This is a genomic window from Acidovorax sp. JHL-9 (genome assembly GCF_000426205.1).
Classification (GTDB): Bacteria; Pseudomonadota; Gammaproteobacteria; order Burkholderiales; family Burkholderiaceae_C; genus Acidovorax; species Acidovorax soli.
Window position 1 is genome coordinate 1 of the sequence record NZ_AUEX01000041.1, and the last position, 18,609, is coordinate 18,609.

Below are 18,609 nucleotides of genomic sequence, written 5' to 3' on the forward strand. Positions count from 1 at the left end.
TGTTGCCGCCGACCGAAAATTGACAGCCTGAAAGGGATAGTGCCGATCCAAAATTGACAGGGGTGTTCCACTGCTCTGCTGAATTTTTCAGCAGGGATGTAAGAGGTGATCACCATGGACATGATTGGCAAGGTCAGGCGCATGAAGTGGCGCGACCAACTCTCTGATGGAGAGATTTGCAGACGAACGGGACTGGCCAGAAACACTGTCAAGAAGTGGCTCAAGGCTCCCGGCGACATAACCCCGAAATACGAGCGCAAGAAGGCCGATGGCAAGCTCACGCCATTTGTGCCGGTGCTCGAGCAAGCCCTGCGCACGGATGCTCACCGGGCCAAGAGCGCAAGGCGCAGTGGCAAGGCACTGTTTGCACAGATTCAGGCTCAGGGATACCGCGGCGGCTACAGCGCCGTGACCGACTTCATTCGCGCTTGGCGAGTGGAGAGCGCCAAGGATCCCGTCAGGGCCTTTGTGCCCCTGAGTTTCGAGCTGGGTGAGGCCTTCCAGTTCGACTGGAGCGAGGAGGGATTGCTGGTTGGCGGCGTGTTCTACAAACTGCAAGTGGCCCATCTGAAGCTGTGCGCCAGTCGTGCCTTCTGGCTGGTGGCCTACCCTGGGCAGGGCCATGAGATGCTGTTCGATGCCCATACCCGCTCCTTCCAGGCATTGGGTGGCGTTGCCAGGCGCGGCATCTACGACAACATGAAGACGGCGGTGGACAAGGTCAAGAAGGGCAAGGGGCGCATCGTCAACGCACGCTTCTCGGCCATGTGCAGCCACTACCTGTTTGATCCGGACTTCTGCAACGTCGCCTCGGGCTGGGAGAAGGGCGTGGTGGAGAAGAACGTGCAGGACAGTCGCAGGCGGATCTGGATCGAGGCCGCCAGCAGGCGCTTCGGATCGTTTGCCGAACTCAATGTCTGGTTGGGCGAGCGTTGCCGCTCAGTGTGGGCAGACACCGTGCATCCAATCCACAAGCAGTTCACGGTGGCAGAGATGCTGGACTTGGAGCGCCCCCACCTTATGTCCATGCCTGTGCTCTTTGATGGCTACGTGGAGAAGCCCGCAAGGGTGAGCAGCACCTGTCTGGTGGCGGTGGCGCGCAACCGCTACTCCGTTCCTTGCGAATGGGCAGGGCACCTGGTCAGCACGCGTCTGTACCCCAACCGGGTGGACATTGCCTGCGCGCAAACCATCATTGCCAGCCATGCCCGCACGCCGGGCAGTGGCCAAGTCACCTATGACTGGCAGCACTACATTGATTTGGTGCAGCGCAAGCCCGGGGCACTGCGCAACGGCGCACCGTTCCTGGATTTGCCTGAGCCCTTGCAGCGCTTGCGCAAATCTCTTCTGAGGCACCCCGGCGGGGACCGCACCATGGCACAGGTGCTGGCCAGCGTGCCGCAGGCGGGCCTGGATGCCGTGTTGGTGGCGGTTGATCTGGTGCTCGAAGGGGCCACGCCCAACGGCAGTGTCAGTGCCGAGCATGTACGCAATGTACTGGCACGGCTCAATGCGCCGCCCTTGCCGGAATACGCACAGACCTCACTGCAACTCACCCACTTGCCCACAGCAGATACGGCACGCTACGACCGTCTGCGCCCCACCCATAACGATGATCAAGGAGCCCTCCATGCCTGATTACCAACGCGACGTGCAAAGCGAACTCAAGGCCCTGCGCCTGAATGGCATGGCCAGCGCCTGGGCTGACCTTATGGAGCAGGATGGCGGCTCCACGATTCAGACTTCGCGCTGGCTGATCGAGCACCTGCTTCAAGCGGAGGACGTGGATCGGCACATGCGCTCTATTGCCCACCAGATGAAAGCAGCACGCTTCCCGATTCACCGGGATCTTGCTGGCTTCGACTTCGAGGTCTCACCCGTGGATAAGGTGCTGATCAAGAGGCTGGCGGACCTGAGCTTCACCGACGATGCCCAGAACGTTGTCCTGATTGGTGGTCCTGGCACCGGCAAAACCCACTTGGCAACGGCGCTGGGAATCAATGGGCTGACGCACCATTCCAAACGTGTGCGGTTCTACTCGACGGTGGATCTGGTCAATGCGTTGGAGCAAGAGAAGGCCAAGGGAAATCCGGGGCGCATAGCCATGAGCTTGATGCGCATGGACCTGGTCATTCTGGATGAACTTGGATACCTGCCATTCAGCCAGGCCGGTGGAGCATTGCTGTTCCATCTGCTGTCCAAGCTCTACGAGCACACCAGCGTTCTGATCACCACCAACCTGACGTTCGCGGAGTGGTCTGCTGTCTTCGGTGATGCCAAGATGACCACGGCCCTTCTGGACCGGCTCACCCATCACTGCCACATCGTTGAGACCGGCAATGAGTCCTACCGCTTCCGCCACAGCTCCAAGGAGGCAAAAGGAAAGATCAAATCCAGGGAATTGAACAGAAAGATCGAGACCAGTCTGGAGGTGCAAGCCCAGTAGGAGGCTATAGTTATCCACAGCCAGCCTAACCAACGCTGGCTATACGCCCCCTATCAATGTTGGATCGGCACACACTGTCAAGATTCAATCGGCGCCAACATGTGGAGAACATCGTCCAGATGAACGCGGTGGTTGGTCATGAGTCGGATGCGTGAAGCAAAGCCTCCGGACTCGTCAGACAGGTGGGCATCTCGAGCACGCTGCAGCAGCGACGTTGTCGTGGCACCGGAGTACTTGGGGTCCGTGAGGTCCACATGCGTGAACGTGCCGTTGCCTACATGCCATTTGCACTGGAACCGTTCCACCTGCAGCCGCCGGCCAAACTGATCCAGCGGCCCCCGACTCGGGTCGTACTCCACCCAAACGTCATCAAAGCCTCGGGGACCAGACTCAAAGCCCACTCGACGGACGGCTGTAGTGGAGCTCAACAGCTTGGCCGCATAGGTCCAGAAGATGCGCGCTTGGAAGGCATGACCGTATCGAGTTGTGTTGACTGCCTGTGTCATCTGTCTTCAAGCATTTGATTAAGTAATGCTCAGGTGAGCGGGAACATCGGGCCGAACAGGTCTCGCCAAGCACGCAGCGCCTCTCCGTTCTTACCTTGTCGGACAAGATGGATGGCATGGTCGGCCGCCCTTGCTGCAGCCGTCAGCAGCTTTTTCGCCCGCTCGACGCGGGCAGCGTCCATCGACCCACTGATGGGCGGACCAAGCTTCGCCGGGTCTTCCCACGTGTCGCCGATGCGGTCTGCAAGAGTGGCAAAGAAGGACTGAATCTCTCGGTCGAACTGCCCTCCCCAGCCGCCGTGCAGGCACTCGAGCGCCATCACCTCGATGAGGAACGAAGGCTTCACCGGCTTCTCACCATGCTTCGGATTGTTGTTCCAATACTTCACCATCCTCACTAGCCCCTTCCACTCGCTGGAGTAGGCCTGGTGAGCGTCTACTGCCTTCTGCGCGTGAATCTTGGGGTTGGTCTTGATCCACTTGCCAGTGTCACCATCCGGGATCTCGTAGTTGTCGCCGCAGGCGAATGCAGGTACGACATCGATGCTCAACACCTTGTAGTCGGTCTTGTCTTCGTCCTTGATCTCAACGCCGAAGTCGACGTTGATGGAGCGGCTCTGCCTGCGAACAGCCTTCTCGCCATACTTCGCGACCAGCGCCGCCTTGTAGTCATCAAGCACGACGCCAGCAGCCTTATCGTGGTAGTGCCGCTCGGTCTGCTTCATCGGAAAGAAGATGTCGATGTCCTTGAGTGGCTTGGTCTTCGTGTGTCTCTTGTACGACCCCGTCAAGAAGTCGCCTTCTATGGCGAACTTGGTGTGCAAATAGTCCCGTACCTCTGTGTGCTTGGCCGACGCGTTGTCTTGCTCCTTCTGGTTCAGCTCCAGGCGGCTCTTGAACTTGCGGAATGCTTCATTCACCGTGAGAGTCATTTTGGTCTCCAGTAGCTCATGTTTGCGCTCAGGCCGTTGTGCTCAACGCCAGTACCGATGCCCTGACGCACCATGCCGTCGGTTGACCTGAAGTCGGTGGCGGACCACCCTTCAACGTCAGGCCGTCCCGACTTGTTCTTCACCACGACCCTGTACAGAGCCTCGGCCGGATGCAGTCCCAGCTTCTGGATGGCGTAGCGAATCGCGTCGGTATCGACCCAGAAGTTGCCTGCGTCTGAAGACCATGCATAAGAGACCGCAATATCCCAGCGCCGGATGAGGGCGTCGGTCTTGGGGTGGTAAATCTCAAGAGTCACAGACTCAAGGTACTCGGTCTCGATCCACCGCTTGATGCCGGCATGTAGGACCTTGTGGTCACCAGCCAGCTTCTGTGGATCAAGGCCGCTATGGACAAGCACGTCCTTGAAGCTCTTCAGGATGTTGTCGGTAACGTAGCTGACCGAGTGCGCATAGGAATGAACGGCAACGGTAGTCATGACTTCAGGAACTCGCTGGCGTCGAAGGAAAAGTCGGCGGCTGCCTTCTTGGAGTCCTCTGTGGAGTCCGAGCCCAGCTTAGAAGCCATGTCACGAGCGGTGATGCGCGTGCTCTTTGCCTTCAGCGCGCGTTCGACCCAGGCCAGATCGTCCTTCGGACACGGCAGCGAGATGAACCACTCGCCCTCCAAGGGGTCGAACCCCAGCGAGTCCTCTTTGGCGTCGCTGCCGTCGATGGCGTCCTCGTTGTACAGACAATAGATGCGCGTTCGCGGGCCTTTGCACTCGACGACGATGGCGGCATCCTTGGGCGCCATGTCCGTGAGGATGGAGCTGGCGATGCCGGCGACGGACAGCAGCTCGTCTCGCTTGGCTCCGGATTTCCCCTGGGTCAGCAAGTCGACGACGAAGTCCCATGTCTCGACGGAGTCTCTGTGCGGTGATCCGCGGACCACGCGCTTCACCACAGTAGCGTTGCTCATTGCTTACCTTTCGGGCGCGCGGCCTTGGCGAGGGCTACAGCTGACTGAATATCGGCCAGGGTCAGCTTCGCGGGGGCCACCGCCACTTCTTTGCGCGAAGCGAGCGCGTTGGCTACAACCTTGCGAATCGTTCGACCGTCCAAGCCAACCGTGTCAGCGACCAACCGCTTGAAGCCGGCCTCGTGAGGCAGCTTTTCGATGCCCTTGAAAATCTCGCCCAGTTCCGTCAGGCATTCGGTCAGGATCTGCTCACAGGCATCACGGTTGGGGAGCGGAACCTCGAGCACCAGATCGCAGCGCGAGGTGAACGCAGCATCTATTGCCTGAGGGAAATTGCTGGTCGCGATGAACAGGATGTTGTTGAACTGCTCTGCCAGGGCGTCCAGCTGAACGAGGACCGCGTCGGTAGCTCGCATGACATCGACCGGGTTGGCGTCCATGCTGAGCTTTGAGCGGTCGACCGCCAGAGTTTCGACTTCGTCCAGCAGGACGATGGTCGGGCCGCGCATTGCCGCTTCAGCGATCGTCTGCGAGAACAGCTCAGAAACCGCCTTCTGCGTCTTGCCCATCATGGCGCTTCCGAGTGCGTGAGGGTCAACCTCCAGCAGCGTGAAGCCCGCCTTCGACATCAGCGCGGCTACCTCGTTTGCCAAGCCTCGCGCCAGCGAGGTCTTGCCCGTCCCCGGCGGCCCGACGAGCAGGATGGCGCCGTGCAGCGGTAGCACGGTACGCTTGACCTTCGGACGGACGGTGAAGTTGACGATCGCTTGCGAGACGAGGCGAGATTTGATGCCGTCGTCGACAACGATCGAGTTCCACAGATCTGCCAGGCCCCTATCAGGCAGCTTGACGATACGGTGGATGCCCTTGGGAGCTTCGGAATGGTTCGACATCAAGGTGTTTCGCAGTTCGAAGGAGGCGGTCCGCGCCGGGCCGTTTATGCGTTCAGGAAGCGGTCAAGCTGCTTCCCTTTGAGCGAAAGGAAGAAGCCCAGCAGTCCCAACCCGATGACAAGGACGAATGAGATCGGGTGCTCGGGAACCCACCAGGTCGTCACGCTGGGCAACACCTCAGCCAGCGTCAATGCCGGGCGGCGCTGCATTGCGGCCGGCACGGCGGTGATGACGTGCCCGACGAAGCCAAACATGCACCAGCACACCGCCACGTTGGTCAGAAATTGGCCCGCGCCCCGCAGCCGCCCACGCTGATAGAAGTAGTTAACAAACAGATCAAGCACCATCGGCCCCTGTAAACCCGCCTCACTCACATCACCACGATGCCAGTTTTAGACGGTGTGATTACTATACATAGTCATTATGATTAGGTCAAAGGGTTTTTGCGATGAGGTTCGAGCGGCGAGATAGGTATCATTCGTGGATGGAATCCCAGACCAGCCCAAACACGGCGCCGTCCTTAGAGGCCCTGACCCGAGTACAACGAGAGCGGCTGTCGCACATCGACTTCACCCTGTTCTTTCTTGGCGAGCTCAGACGAGCAGACGTTATCTCCAAGTTCGAGACCGCACCGGCTGGCGCCACCCGAGATATCGCTATGTATCGAGGTCTGGCCCCAGACAACCTAGATTTCGACAGCACGGGCAAGCTCTACCGGCCAAGCTCGAAGTTCAAGCCGCTGTTTGACCACCCTCCGCTACGCGTGCTGGCGACGCTCTCCCAGGGATTCAGCTTGGTCCAGGACGTAATGAGCGCGCCCGTCATCCCCTGCGAGTTCCCCGCCACCCTCAGCGCTCCCTCGGTCGAGGTCCTTGCTCCCATCACCCGTGCAATTCACCGGGGTAAAGCCGTCTCACTGGCGTACCACTCGGTGAGCAGCGGCAAGACTCGTCGAGAGATCGTGCCACTAGCGCTGGTCGACAACGGGGTTCGCTGGCATGTCCGCGCCTTCGACCGTCTGAGGAAGCACTTCACCGACTTCGTTCCGACGCGGATGGAAGACGTAGAGGTGCTCGAAACCAGCCCAATTGGCCGGGAAGAACGCGCAGACCAGGATGACCAGTGGAGCCGCATCATTGAGTTGAAGCTAGTGCCTCATCCAAACCACCCTCGTCCAGAGATAGTCCAAATGGACTATCCGATGCAAGACGGCGTCTTTACGGTCAAAGTCCGCTCAGCCAACGCGGGCTACATGCTCAGACGATGGAACGTGGACTGCTCCCCGGATCATCACCTCCAAGGTCTTGAGTACGCGCTTTGGCTTCAAGATCCTTTGTCTCTCTACGGATCCTCCAACGCAACAATCGCGCCGGGTTATGAGCCTCCGAGGATCCAGCTGGTGGAGCGAAGAACTGACGGACAGGCAACTGAGGCACCTTAGCCTGAGCTCGGGCGGCACTACACGTTCGATACGGACCGTGTCTTCCGCAAGGACGGCTTAATCTGGGGGCACGCAGAGCGAGAGGTGCCCCAGGCCGCCGCGGCCGTCCTCACAAGGAACAGGATGCTCCAGAGCAAGCATGGTGCGCTCTATGGCCTCCGCACCCTCGGGTGCAGCCAGGCAAGATTCGAAGCTAGGTCAAGGCGGGTCGCGAGTGACCGCAGGAGAAGCCTTCTTCTTCACTGGCAAAAACGGCGCGCGGCGACCTCGCCCTTGAATTACATGTAACCGCTTATGTCGCAGTGAGCCTCGGAGCTCTCGCCGTACTACCTTTGCTCCCCAGTCTCTCGCCCGGCCGCCGTTTCGCGGTCATGTCGGTTTTCCGCGAAATCATCAACCGGAGCACTCAGGCAAGCTACGCGTTGGGCAGCGCCAGACGCGAGGTGTCGCCGTCGCCCTCTTCGTGCACGTCACGCCCGGCATTCAAGCGCGCAATGTCTTCCAGCGTGATGTCACCGGTTACGTACACGCCATCGAAAGGCGATGCGTCAAAACCGGTGAGCTTGGGGTTGAGCGAACCGATGGCCTGCGTCATCGCATCCAGGTCCTGGTAGATCAATGCATCGCAGCCGATGCTCTCGCGGACCTCTTCCACCGTGCGGTTGTGCGCCACCAATTCGTCGGTTGTTGGCATGTCGATTCCGTAAACGTTCGGATATCGCACTGGAGGCGCAGCACTGGCCAGGTACACCTTTCGGGCGCCGGCGTCGCGCGCCATCTGCACGATCTCCCGGCTGGTGGTTCCGCGCACGATGGAGTCGTCCACCAGCAGCACGTTGCGGCCCTTGAACTCGCTGCCGATCACGTTGAGCTTCTGGCGCACCGATTTTTTTCGAACGCCCTGCCCCGGCATGATGAAAGTGCGGCCGACGTATCGGTTCTTCACAAAGCCTTCGCGGTACGGCAGTCCTAGCAACTGGGCCAGCTCCATGGCGCTCGGGCGAGATGTCTCTGGAATCGGAATGACCACGTCGATGTCACTCGGCCGCACGGTGGAGACCACACGCTTGGCCAGAGTCACACCCATGTTCAGCCTGGCCTGATAGACCGAGATGCCGTCCAGCACCGAGTCGGGTCGGGCCAGATAGACGAACTCAAAAATGCAGGGGTTGTGGCTGACCTTATCGGCGCACTGCTGAAAGTGCACCTTGCCTTCCATTTCGACAAACACCGCTTCACCGGGCAGCACGTCGCGGTCGAGCTCGAACCCGTTGCCTTCGAGTGCCACCGATTCGCTGGCGACCATCACACTGCCCTGGTCGTTGTGGCCCACACACAGCGGGCGGATGCCGAACGGATCGCGAAAGGCCAGCAGGCCGTGGCCTGCGATCATCGCTACCACTGCGTATGAACCCTTGACGCGCTGATGCACGCCGCGCACAGCGGCAAACACGTCGGCCGGCTTCAAGGTGATGCCGCGCGTGACCTTCTCCAGTTCGTGCGCCAGCACGTTGAGCAGCACTTCCGAGTCGCTCTCTGTGTTGATGTGGCGGTGGTCAGTTTGAAACAGTTCTTGCTTCAGCGCCTTCGCATTGGTCAAGTTGCCGTTGTGCACCAGCACCAGGCCGAAGGGCGCGTTCACGTAGAAGGGCTGCGCCTCTTCTTCGCTATAGGCGTTTCCCGCCGTGGGATAGCGCACCTGACCCAGTCCGCAGATGCCGGGCAGCGTACGCATGTTGCGGGTTCGAAACACGTCACGCACCATGCCCTTGGCCTTGTGCATGAAGAACTTGCGTCCCTGCTGGGTGACGATGCCGGCCGCATCCTGGCCGCGATGCTGCAGCAGCAGCAAGGCGTCGTAAATCAGTTGGTTGACTGGCGTTTTGCTGACCACACCCACGATTCCACACATGTTTCGATCCCTCAAAAAATCAAACCGTTCTAAGCAACATTTCGGGCCACTGGCTCTGGTAACAAGTGCTTGATGGCATGCTCCGTGACCACCCTGCCTCAGGCGCCCCCGCCTCTCTTGAACGAGGCGATCGCCACGGCACGCGCGTCTTTGGGAATTTCGATGGTCATGCGTCGGAGCCCCGGGAGATTTTGCTCAGCCGACCCATTGGCGAGCATTGCGCCACATCTGCGTCCAGGCGCTCGGGGCGGTCGGGTCCTGGTCGGTCCAGCTCATCTGGATGTTGCGAAACACGCGCTCGGGGTGCGGCATCATGGCCGTGAAGCGGCCGTCGGCCGTGGTCACGGCGGTCAGGCCGCCCGGACTGCCGTTGGGGTTGAATGGGTAGGCCTCGGTGGCTGCGCCGGTGTTGTCGGTGAAGCGCATCGCGGCGATGGCCTTGGTCGCGTCGCCCCGATGATGGAAGTTGGCATAACCCTCGCCATGGGCGACGGCGATCGGCAGGCGGCTGCCGGCCATGCCCTGCAGGAACAGGCTGGGCGATTCGAGCACCTCCACCATCGAAAGCCGCGCCTCGAAGCGCTCGCTCTGGTTGGTGGTGAAACGCGGCCAGGCCTCGGCGCCGGGAATGATGTCGGCCAGCTCGGCGAACATCTGGCAGCCGTTGCAGACACCCAGAGCGAAGGTGTCGGTGCGCGCAAAGAAACCCTGGAACTGCGCCGACAGCCCGGGGTTGAAGGTGATGCTGCGCGCCCAGCCGATGCCGGCACCCAGCGTGTCGCCGTAGCTGAAGCCGCCGCAGGCGACCACGCCCTTGAAGTCGGCCAGTTTCGCGCGGCCGGTCTGCAGGTCGGTCATGTGCACGTCGTAGGCCTCGAAGCCGGCCTGGGTAAAGGCATAGGCCGTCTCCACATGCGAATTCACACCCTGCTCGCGCAGGATAGCTACCCGCGGCCGCGTTAGATTGAGAAACGGCGCGGCCACGTTGTCGTTTAGGTCGAAGCTCAGCTTTGTGTGCAGGCCCGGGTCTTCGGGCCGGCCGGCGGCCGCGTGTTCGGCGTCGGCGCAGGCCGGGTTGTCGCGCTGCTGGTTGATCTTCCAGCTCACCCTGTCCCAGACCTGGTGCAGGTCGAACAGGCTGGCCGAGAACACGGCCTTGCCTTCGCGCCAGACCTGCAGTTGTCCCTTGCCCGCCTCGATTGCCGAATTGGCCGGGCATGTCTTGCCGACAAAGTGGCTGTGTTTGTTCAACCCATGTTCGCGCAGGGTTTGCATCACCGCGTTGCGGTCGTCGGTTTTGACCTGCAGCAGCACGCCCAACTCTTCGCTGAACAGCGCCTTGAGCGTGAGTTCCTCGCGCCGCGCGCTGACCTGGCCGGCCCAGTTCTTGGCGTCGCCCATCTCGGCGCGGCTGTCGCTGATGCCGTCGCCTTCGGTGACCAGCAGGTCCACGTTGAGCGCCACGCCCACGTGGCCGGCAAAGGCCATCTCGGCCGCGGCGGCCAGCAGGCCACCGTCGCTTCGGTCGTGGTAGGCCAGGATCTGGCCTTGCGCGCGCAGGGCGTTGACCCCGTTGACCAGGCTCACCAGGTCCTTGGCGTCGTCGAGATCCGGCGCCTCGCCACCACCCTGCCCCAGCACCTGGGCCAGCACGCTGCCGCCCATGCGGTGGCGGCCCTTGCCGAGGTCGATCAGCACCAGCGTGGTGTCTTCGAGGGCGTTGTTCAACTGCGGCGTGAGCGTGCCGCGCACGTCGGCCAGCGTGGCGAAGGCGCTCACGATCAGGCTGACCGGCGAGGTCACCTTCTTCGTGTCACCGCCCTCTTTCCACTGCGTGCGCATGGACAGGCTGTCCTTGCCCACGGGAATCGAAATACCCAGCGCCGGGCAGAGCTCCATGCCGACCGCTTTCACGGTCTCGTACAGCGCAGCGTCTTCGCCCGGTTCACCACAGGCGGCCATCCAGTTGGCGGAGAGCTTCACGCGCGGCAGTTCGATCGGCGCGGCCAGCAGGTTGGTGATGGCCTCGGCCACCGCCATGCGGCCAGAAGCCGCGGCGTCGAGCGCGGCCAGCGGCGTGCGCTCGCCCATGCTCATGGCCTCGCCCGCGAAGCCTTTGAAATCAGCCAGAGTCACGGCGCAGTCCGCCACCGGCACCTGCCAGGGGCCGACCATCTGGTCGCGGTGCGACAGTCCGCCCACGGTGCGGTCACCGATGGTGATGAGGAAACGCTTGGAGGCCACCGTCGGGTGGCTCAGCACGTCGATCACGGCTTTCTGCAGGTCCACACCGGTGAGGTCCAGGGGCGCCGGCGCGCGGGCCACGGTCTGGACGTCGCGGTGCATCTTGGGCGGTTTGCCCAGCAGCACGTTCATCGGCATGTCGACCGGGCTCTGCTGGGCTTCATCGGCCAGCACCAGCTGGCGTTCTTCGGTGGCGACGCCGATCACGGAAAACGGGCAGCGCTCGCGCTCGCAGAAGCCTTTGAACACCTCAAGCGACTCGGGTGCGATCGCCAGCACGTAACGCTCCTGGCTTTCGTTGCACCAGATTTCCTTGGGCGCCAGGCCACTTTCTTCCAGCGGCACGGCGCGCAGGTCGAAGCGCGCCCCGCGTCCCGCGTCGTTGGTCAGTTCGGGGAAGGCGTTCGACAGGCCGCCTGCGCCCACGTCGTGGATCGCCAGGATGGGGTTGTTCGCGCCCTGCTGCCAGCAGTGGTTGATGACCTCCTGCGCGCGGCGTTCGATCTCGGGGTTGCCGCGCTGCACGGAATCGAAATCGAGCGAAGCGGCGTTGGTGCCGGTGGCCATGGAGCTGGCCGCGCTGCCACCCATGCCGATCTTCATGCCCGGGCCACCAAGCTGGATCAGCAGCGAACCGGCCGGGAACTCGATCTTCTCCGTCTGCGTCGCGTCGATCACGCCGACGCCGCCCGCGATCATGATGGGCTTGTGGTAACCGCGCTGCACGCCGTCCACCGACAGCTCGTACTCGCGGAAGTAGCCCAGCAGATTGGGCCGGCCGAACTCGTTGTTGAAGGCCGCGCCGCCCAGCGGGCCCTCGGTCATGATCTGCAGCGGGCTGGCGATGTGCTCGGGCTTGCCGCCCGGCTGGTCGGAGAGGCCACCCCAGAGCTTGCCGACGGTGAAGCCAGTGAGACCCGCCTTGGGTTTGGAGCCGCGGCCGGTCGCGCCCTCGTCGCGGATCTCACCGCCCGCGCCGGTGGAGGCACCGGGAAATGGGGAAATCGCGGTCGGGTGGTTGTGCGTTTCCACCTTCATAAGCACATGGTGCGTGGCGGTTTCGGCCGCATAGGCCGGCGAAGCCTCACCGCCGGCACGGGCCACGAAGCGCTCGACCACGCTGCCTTCCATGATGGAGGCGTTGTCCGAGTAGGCGACCACGGTGTGCTGCGGCGCCAGCTGGTGGGTGTGACGGATCATGCCGAACAGGCTCTTGTCCTGCGCCACGCCGTCGATGGTGAACTGCGCGTTGAAGATCTTGTGGCGGCAGTGCTCGCTGTTGGCCTGCGCGAACATCATCAGTTCGACGTCGGTCGGGTTGCGCTTCAGGCCGGTGAACGCGGTCACGAGGTAATCGATCTCGTCGTCGGCCAGGGCCAGGCCCCAGTCGGTGTTGGCGCGCTCCAGCGCGGAGCGCCCGCCACCGAGCACGTCCACCTGCTCCATCGGCGAGGCGTGCAGTTCGGTGAACAGGGCCTGCGCCTGGCTGCGGTCGAACGAGACGTTTTCCGTCATGCGGTCGTGCAGCAGATCGGCGACAGCGCGCAACTGGTCGTCCGACAGGCTGGCCTTCTTGCCCAGCAGGCCGGACTTGAGGTCGACGCGGTACTCGACCAGGCGCTCCACCCGGTGCAGCGCCAGGCCGCAGTTGTGGGCGATGTCGGTGGCCTTGGACGCCCAGGGCGAGACCGTACCCAGGCGAGGCATCACCAGCAGGGCTGGCGCGCCGGCCTCTTCCAGCTTCAGGTGGGCCGGGGTGCTGGGTTCACCGTAGGTCAGCAGCTCGCCCACGCGCCGCAGCGTCGCCGCGTCGGGCTCGCCGTCGAAGCTCGCGAGGTGCACGAAGCGGGCCGAGAGGCCGGTGATCTTGTCGGAAATGCCCGCGAGACGGGGCAGGAGCTGCTGGACTTTGAAGTCGCTGACGGCGTTGCCGCCTTCAAAAAAGCGCAGGTGCAGGGACACGTTGGGAGCCTGAGGTGCGTAGACCCGGGGGAGGCGCGGGCGGAGTCGAGATTTTATGCGCGCGACCTATAGAGTCATCGCCCTCGATGCCTTGCGCCACAGGGGTCGAAGGGACAATCGTGTGCACCTGAGCATCACCTCCAAAGACGAGGCATGCACCATAGGCATGTAGGTGCCCCCTCCTGGCCTCCGAAGTAGAAACTATTTCACGCTGCGGATGTAGCAGGGCGCAAGCACTCTGAAGATCGGCAGACTTGCGGGAGAGGCTTGCCGCGCGCTTGGTCTGCCGTCTACGAATACAACTGGAGGCTCCGCAACACCTGTCCCGCGCGCAAATTGGCTCGCCGCCTTGGACATCGCGCGCACCAAGAATCCGCTATTTACGTACTTCCCGCTAGTGACTGGCACGTGCATCAGGTCGAGCCGTTCACGCGACTCGCCGACCGCACGTGACATTTGCCATGCAAATAGATGGCTTGAGCAACTCAGCGGGGCACTGCTGGCCCCCGCCGCACCTGCAGGCGGGTACTCCGATATCAGGGACGGCGTCCCCGGAACTCCCTTGGAACATCATCGACAACATTGACTTGAGAGACGTATTCCCTTTGGCCTCATCTAGACAGCGAAGTCATTCGTTGCATCACGCACATACCTTCCGCCGTTGACCGAGAACCACTCTGACCGCATGTAGATTGCATCAGACTGGGGGTTGGCAGGGCCGACAAGTTCGTACACCTTTCCACTCGCCGTCACAGCTCGACGCGACAGTGGGTCATATATCAGGACTGCTGAACTGGCACGTGACTTACCAGTGGCCGCACGATGTCCGACCAAGTGCGTGGAAAAAGGCTTGGCCTCATTGGACCATCCGCAGATGAACGCGGACCACTCCGTCAGATAGATTTGCGGCACTTTGTCATGGTCCAATAATTTCGGACACCTCGATAGGGGCCATTAGCCTCAGAGGACAGGACGAACATGAACGACAAAAAACCACGCAGAGCGTTTGACGCCGCCTTCAAGCTGCAAGTAGTGAAGATGATTAGGCAGCAGGGCCTGAGCATTGGCCAAGTCTGCAAAGACATGAACTTGGTCGATAGCGCAGTGCGCCGCTGGCTGACCCAGCTCGATGCTGAGACGGCTGGCCGCCCGGGCATAGGCAAGCCCCTGACAGCCGAGCAGCAGCGCATTCGGCAGCTCGAAGCAGAGAATCGGCAGCTCAAATCGGACAACGACCTGTTAAAAAAAGCGTCGGCCTTCTTCGCCCGGGAAATGAAATGATGCAGCATCTGGTAAACGCCACGACGCATGCGAAGAAGGCCACGGTCAGTCAATGGTGCAGGGTTCTGGGAGTGAGTCGCTCAGGCCTGTATGCAGCCCGGCAACGGCGTCTCCATCCCAAGTCCGTTTGCGCCCTCAGCGTCCAGGCCAAGGCGGCGTTTGAGGCCAGTGGACAAAGCTACGGCAGCAGGCGCCTGAGCGCGGCGCTGAAGGTGCAGGGCTTGGCTGTAGGGCGCCAGCGGGCGCGTACGCTGATGCGCAGCAATGGGCTGCGAGCGCGTTGGCGACGCAAGTTCATGCACACCACAGACAGCCGTCACGCGCTGCCCGTGGCAGCCAATGTGCTGGCGCGCCAGTTCAATCCCCAAGCGCCCAATCGAGCCTGGGTTGGCGACATTACCTACATACGCACGCGCAGTGGTTGGTTGTACCTGGCTGTGGTGCTGGATTTGTTCTCGCGCCGGATTGTGGGTTGGTCCATGGCGCCGAGCATGCCTGCCCAGCTGGTGTGCACAGCGCTCGGCATGGCCATTGCAAGCCGCCAGCCACTGCCGGGTCTAGTGGTGCATTCAGACCGCGGTAGCCAGTACGCAAGTCAAGACCATACGGCCTTGTTGGCACGCCACGGACTGGTTTGCAGCATGAGCCGAAAAGGCAATTGCTGGGATAACGCGGTGATGGAGCGCTTCTTCTTGAACCTCAAGATGGAGCGGGTCTGGCAGCGCGACTATGCCAACCATGGTGAAGCTCAGGTGGACATTGCTGACTACATAGTGGGCTTCTACAACGCCACCCGACTGCACTCCACGCTGGGATACCGTTCACCGGCTCAGTACGAGCATCAATTCCTTGCGAATCACTGAATTTACAAAAATCCCCTATCGGACTGTCCGAAAAGACTTGACCACGACACTTCCAGTACCGCCGCCCGTACCCACGTCTGCTCCATAGACCGCCTCCTCGCTTCCTGATCACGACACTCTTTGAGCCACTCCGCACGCCCAACGCAGCTTGCTTGGGCATGCGAGCCGAGGTCACTCAGCAATTGTCCAAATCCCACATTCAATGCCTTCATATCGTATACGATATGTTCATTGGACGCTGAGACTGAACTGAGCGGCGACTGGAAGGGCAAGGCTCATGACGAACAAGCCCAGCGGAACACGGCTATGTGCCATTCGGTCACGCCTTCGGCACGCCGGTGCCGCGACGAGACATCGCTCGATTCGCCTCGCGCCTATGCACACTGAGAGGTTTAGATGCAAATGGAATGGCTACTGCGAGCACCAAGATGCGCGAACGGGAGTAGGCCCCTGATGAAAGAGTGCTAGTTGAGCAGCCATGACTCCAAGAGGCCGTACGTTCCTGCTTCAACGCCGCAGAGCGCAGACGTGGTGCTTTATCTCGATCTCGATGGCGTCGTTCAGCATGAAGCGGTGCTCTATCACCCCAAGCGAGGCATCTACATGAGCCCGATACAGACGGGGCGCGTCTTGTTTGAATGGATACCCATTCTCGAGGGGATTCTTCGACCGTACCCGGATGTAGCGTTGGTCCTGAGCAGCACTTGGTGCATTCGCCCTGGATATGCGAAGACGCTGGAACGTCTGCCCTCCTCGCTTGGATCACGATTCATCGGAGGGACTTATCACCGTCGCATCCACGGTGCTGACCCGGCCTCGCTCTCAGTATTTCGAGACACCGCCAGGGGGCTGCAGGTTTGGGAAGATGTCCAACGCAGAAAGCCTCGCCAATGGCTTGCTCTTGACGACGACGTGTCTGACTGGCCGCACTGGGCTCGGGAACACCTAGTCGCATGCGACGGAACCACGGGGCTTTCAGATTTCAACGTACAGGCGGAACTCGCAACCAAGCTCGCAAGATGTCATGAAGCATTGAGCGGCATCCAAGGGACCCAACCATGAGCCTGCGGCCCATCATCATGTTGGACTTCGACGAAGTGATTGTCTTGAATCGTCCGGAAGACGTGGGGGGCTTCGACGCGATCTCAGCAGATTCGCCGCCTGGTTTCTGGAAGCGCCTTTTTCACGAGCCGGCGATGACGACCTTGAAGGAAGCCATTGCAATGCATCACGCACGCGTAGTCATCACGACGAGCTGGCTGCGGTTCTTGGGGCGGGACGGGTTCGAGCACATCTTTAGACAAACGGAGCTCGATGTTCTTTCCAACAGTCTTCATGATTGTTGGGAAGCCCCCCAAAATCGAGGGGAGACTCGTGCACAAGCAATTGACAGGTGGCTGGCCGTCAACCATCGAGGAGAGCCATACGTCATCCTTGATGATGAGATCTCAGGTACCGGCCTGCGCAAGTCCATTCACGACAAGAGTAAGAGGGTCATCCTTTGTAGAGTTGACGTCGGTCTTCACGTGGGTCACTTGCCCATAATCCATGCTGCTCTGCTCAAGGCGCCGTAGCCAGGAAGTGCCCAGATGAAAGATGATTTTCCTCCAGGCGTCTTTGAAAGGCCCCCTGACTATCCGCCAGAGCGCGTCGCGCTTGTCAGGAAGAATATAGGGATGAGCCAGGCAGCGTTCGCAGCGGTGATGAACGTCAGTGTCTCGACGTTTCGAAGATGGGAGTCGCCTACCGCTGGCAAGCGTCCGCGAGGGGCGGCTGCCAGGTTGCTTCAGATCGTCGAGGTCAAAGGGCTTTGATGCCTAGCCTCCTGAACTATCTGAAATATGCAAGAGAACCGCAGCTTCTATATAGATCGCGCGGTGGATCTGGAAATTGCCAGACTCTGCATGCAGCAACATGCCGTGGGAGCTGAGTTGCTTCGTCAGTTACTCCAGGCGGCATTGCAATCAGTCATGACTGGCACGGTGGCCATAGAGTCACTGAGCGTAGTGAAAGGCACCGACTTGGACGAACGTGCGAGCAATGAACGGGTGCTTCGGACTGCCTACTTGGACAGGGAGTTTGACGACTTCGTTCGGAAAATGGCCTTTGATCTGGGATGTAGCAAGAGTGAGCTTGTGTGCTGCGTCATCGGACTGAGGTTTCAAGCCGCCCCACATACAACGCACATACAAGGAACGTAGCTAGATGCTCCTTTCTCTGCGTAGCGGGTTTCATCACGAGACGAGGCTTCGACGCAACTCATCGAGTAACCATCGTCCCGCAAAGCCAAGCACACGATCACGCCTGTGTGCCGCGTAGATGATCAGTCCTTCGGGCGGAGTGGGATCTTCGTGAACCTCGATCGCGGTGAGCTCCCCGGCGGCGATCATTGGCGCCACGAGGTGATCAGGCATGCGGCACCAACCGAATCCCGCCAAAAGAAAATCGAATCGACGACCGAGATCGACAAATCGCCAAAGTCTAGTGCCGGCCACCCCGTAATTTGCGCTGTCCGGGTCGACCGGATCCGACAGGACCAATTGGACATACGGAGCGAGATCGCTCTCTGTCGCCGGACGTCCTAACAAAGCAAGAGGGTGGCCAGGCGCAACGACCGCATGCATTCGAGCGCGCAGCAACGGATAGGCAGCAATGTCATCAGGGACGCCAGGCAGCAGCAAGCACAGGGCAATGGCTGCCGAACCACTGCGAAGCCGCCGTAATGAACCGCCCAGCCCTTCAGTCGAAAAATGCACCGGGAGATCGGGAAAGGTTTCACTCAGCGCGCGCAAGCTGCCAATCAGCGGTGCGGTTGGCACCAGCCCTGATGGCCACCCAAATTCCCCCGTCTATGGCCACCTCAAACTCCCCCACCTGAACTGATCGGGGATAGGGGTTTAACGCCGGCGTCGTCGGCACCTGTTGGCAGGACATTGATCCGGTCTTCCCTGAGGGAAGGCCAAGGAGTGAATGTCTTGAAGTCCAACCAACGCGCCACCATAGAGACACTGCTGGAGCGCAACACATCGCAACGCGAGATCGCCCGCATCACGGGTATCGACCGCAAGACGGTCAGGAGCTACCACCAGCGCTGGCTGGAGCAACTGCAGTCAAATTCCCCCGGGGTGGCCACCGGCTCGGCAGAGCAAA

At 61.0% G+C, this 18,609-nt stretch carries 15 protein-coding genes; 6 read left to right on the top strand and 9 right to left on the bottom strand.

Annotated features, from left to right (window positions below; genetic code table 11):
- The first annotated feature begins 114 nt into the window (after positions 1-114).
- A complete protein-coding gene (gene istA, locus K225_RS0118295) occupies positions 115-1,638 on the top strand; it encodes an IS21 family transposase (RefSeq protein ID WP_034713351.1) in 1,524 nt (507 codons plus the stop codon).
- A complete protein-coding gene (gene istB / locus K225_RS0118300; protein ID WP_026437709.1) occupies positions 1,631-2,446 on the top strand; it encodes an IS21-like element helper ATPase IstB in 816 nt (271 codons plus the stop codon). The genes istA and istB overlap by 8 nt, the downstream gene beginning before the upstream one ends.
- Before the next feature lie 77 nt (positions 2,447-2,523).
- Here the strand turns inward: istB and K225_RS0118305 are convergent, their stop codons facing one another.
- The 6 genes from K225_RS0118305 to K225_RS0118330 are packed head-to-tail and all read right to left on the bottom strand — an operon-like array spanning position 2,524 to position 6,103.
- Complete coding sequence (locus tag K225_RS0118305; protein ID WP_026437710.1) at positions 2,524-2,952, bottom strand: hypothetical protein; 429 nt, start codon at positions 2,950-2,952, stop codon at positions 2,524-2,526.
- 29 nt (positions 2,953-2,981) lie between these two features.
- Positions 2,982-3,884 carry a CBASS oligonucleotide cyclase gene (locus K225_RS0118310; RefSeq protein WP_034713347.1) on the bottom strand — a complete coding sequence of 301 codons (903 nt, stop codon included), beginning with the start codon at positions 3,882-3,884 and terminating at the stop codon, positions 2,982-2,984.
- Positions 3,881-4,381 (bottom strand): hypothetical protein, encoded by a 501-nt coding sequence (locus tag K225_RS0118315; protein WP_026437712.1) that lies wholly within the window; start codon positions 4,379-4,381, stop codon positions 3,881-3,883. Before K225_RS0118315 ends, K225_RS0118310 begins: the two co-directional genes overlap by 4 nt.
- Positions 4,378-4,863, bottom strand: coding sequence for a hypothetical protein (locus K225_RS0118320; protein ID WP_026437713.1), 486 nt, complete (start codon positions 4,861-4,863; stop codon positions 4,378-4,380). The genes K225_RS0118315 and K225_RS0118320 overlap by 4 nt, the downstream gene beginning before the upstream one ends.
- Complete coding sequence (locus K225_RS0118325; RefSeq protein WP_026437714.1) at positions 4,860-5,756, bottom strand: AAA family ATPase; 897 nt, start codon at positions 5,754-5,756, stop codon at positions 4,860-4,862. Before K225_RS0118325 ends, K225_RS0118320 begins: the two co-directional genes overlap by 4 nt.
- 44 nt (positions 5,757-5,800) lie before the next feature.
- The gene (locus K225_RS0118330) at positions 5,801-6,103 is read right to left on the bottom strand and encodes a hypothetical protein (RefSeq protein ID WP_026437715.1); all 303 of its coding nucleotides are present in this window, start codon (positions 6,101-6,103) and stop codon (positions 5,801-5,803) included.
- Positions 6,104-6,240: 137 nt separating this feature from the next.
- Here K225_RS0118330 and K225_RS21215 point away from each other — a divergent pair, with 137 nt between their 5' ends.
- A complete protein-coding gene (locus K225_RS21215) occupies positions 6,241-7,197 on the top strand; it encodes a WYL domain-containing protein (protein WP_034713353.1) in 957 nt (318 codons plus the stop codon).
- Between the two features lie 415 nt (positions 7,198-7,612).
- Here the strand turns inward: K225_RS21215 and purF are convergent, their stop codons facing one another.
- Positions 7,613-9,109, bottom strand: coding sequence for an amidophosphoribosyltransferase (gene purF / locus K225_RS0118340; protein ID WP_026437716.1), 1,497 nt, complete (start codon positions 9,107-9,109; stop codon positions 7,613-7,615).
- Positions 9,110-9,304: 195 nt separating this feature from the next.
- Positions 9,305-13,315, bottom strand: coding sequence for a phosphoribosylformylglycinamidine synthase (purL, locus tag K225_RS0118345; protein WP_026437717.1), 4,011 nt, complete (start codon positions 13,313-13,315; stop codon positions 9,305-9,307).
- Between the two features lie 978 nt (positions 13,316-14,293).
- Between purL and K225_RS0118355 the strand changes: the two genes are divergently transcribed.
- The 3 genes from K225_RS0118355 (at position 14,294) to K225_RS0118360 (ending at position 17,033) form a co-directional block, all read left to right on the top strand.
- A protein-coding gene (locus K225_RS0118355; RefSeq protein WP_155885308.1) for an IS3 family transposase occupies positions 14,294-15,459 on the top strand; the annotation gives its coding sequence in 2 pieces (ribosomal slippage) (positions 14,294-14,567 and positions 14,567-15,459; 1,167 coding nt in all).
- Positions 15,460-15,987: 528 nt separating this feature from the next.
- A complete protein-coding gene (locus tag K225_RS21965) occupies positions 15,988-16,521 on the top strand; it encodes an HAD domain-containing protein (RefSeq protein ID WP_081679736.1) in 534 nt (177 codons plus the stop codon).
- Positions 16,518-17,033 (top strand): HAD domain-containing protein, encoded by a 516-nt coding sequence (locus tag K225_RS0118360; protein WP_026437720.1) that lies wholly within the window; start codon positions 16,518-16,520, stop codon positions 17,031-17,033. The genes K225_RS21965 and K225_RS0118360 overlap by 4 nt, the downstream gene beginning before the upstream one ends.
- A 660-nt stretch (positions 17,034-17,693) precedes the next feature.
- Here the strand turns inward: K225_RS0118360 and K225_RS21220 are convergent.
- Positions 17,694-18,278 (bottom strand): substrate-binding domain-containing protein, encoded by a 585-nt coding sequence (locus tag K225_RS21220; protein WP_238323277.1) that lies wholly within the window; start codon positions 18,276-18,278, stop codon positions 17,694-17,696.
- Positions 18,279-18,609: the final 331 nt, after the last annotated feature.

Bases quoted from the DNA above. Each gene is read 5' to 3' on its own strand.
- K225_RS0118315 (WP_026437712.1), bottom strand. From the start codon at position 4,381: ATGACTACCGTTGCCGTTCATTCCTATGCGCACTCGGTCAGCTACGTT.
- K225_RS0118320 (WP_026437713.1), bottom strand. From the start codon at position 4,863: ATGAGCAACGCTACTGTGGTGAAGCGCGTGGTCCGCGGATCACCGCAC.
- K225_RS0118330 (WP_026437715.1), bottom strand. From the start codon at position 6,103: ATGGTGCTTGATCTGTTTGTTAACTACTTCTATCAGCGTGGGCGGCTG.
- K225_RS0118325 (WP_026437714.1), bottom strand. From the start codon at position 5,756: ATGTCGAACCATTCCGAAGCTCCCAAGGGCATCCACCGTATCGTCAAG.
- K225_RS0118360 (WP_026437720.1), top strand. From the start codon at position 16,518: ATGAGCCTGCGGCCCATCATCATGTTGGACTTCGACGAAGTGATTGTC.
- K225_RS0118305 (WP_026437710.1), bottom strand. From the start codon at position 2,952: ATGACACAGGCAGTCAACACAACTCGATACGGTCATGCCTTCCAAGCG.
- K225_RS0118310 (WP_034713347.1), bottom strand. From the start codon at position 3,884: ATGACTCTCACGGTGAATGAAGCATTCCGCAAGTTCAAGAGCCGCCTG.
- K225_RS21215 (WP_034713353.1), top strand. From the start codon at position 6,241: ATGGAATCCCAGACCAGCCCAAACACGGCGCCGTCCTTAGAGGCCCTG.
- istA (WP_034713351.1), top strand. From the start codon at position 115: ATGGACATGATTGGCAAGGTCAGGCGCATGAAGTGGCGCGACCAACTC.
- istB (WP_026437709.1), top strand. From the start codon at position 1,631: ATGCCTGATTACCAACGCGACGTGCAAAGCGAACTCAAGGCCCTGCGC.
- purF (WP_026437716.1), bottom strand. From the start codon at position 9,109: ATGTGTGGAATCGTGGGTGTGGTCAGCAAAACGCCAGTCAACCAACTG.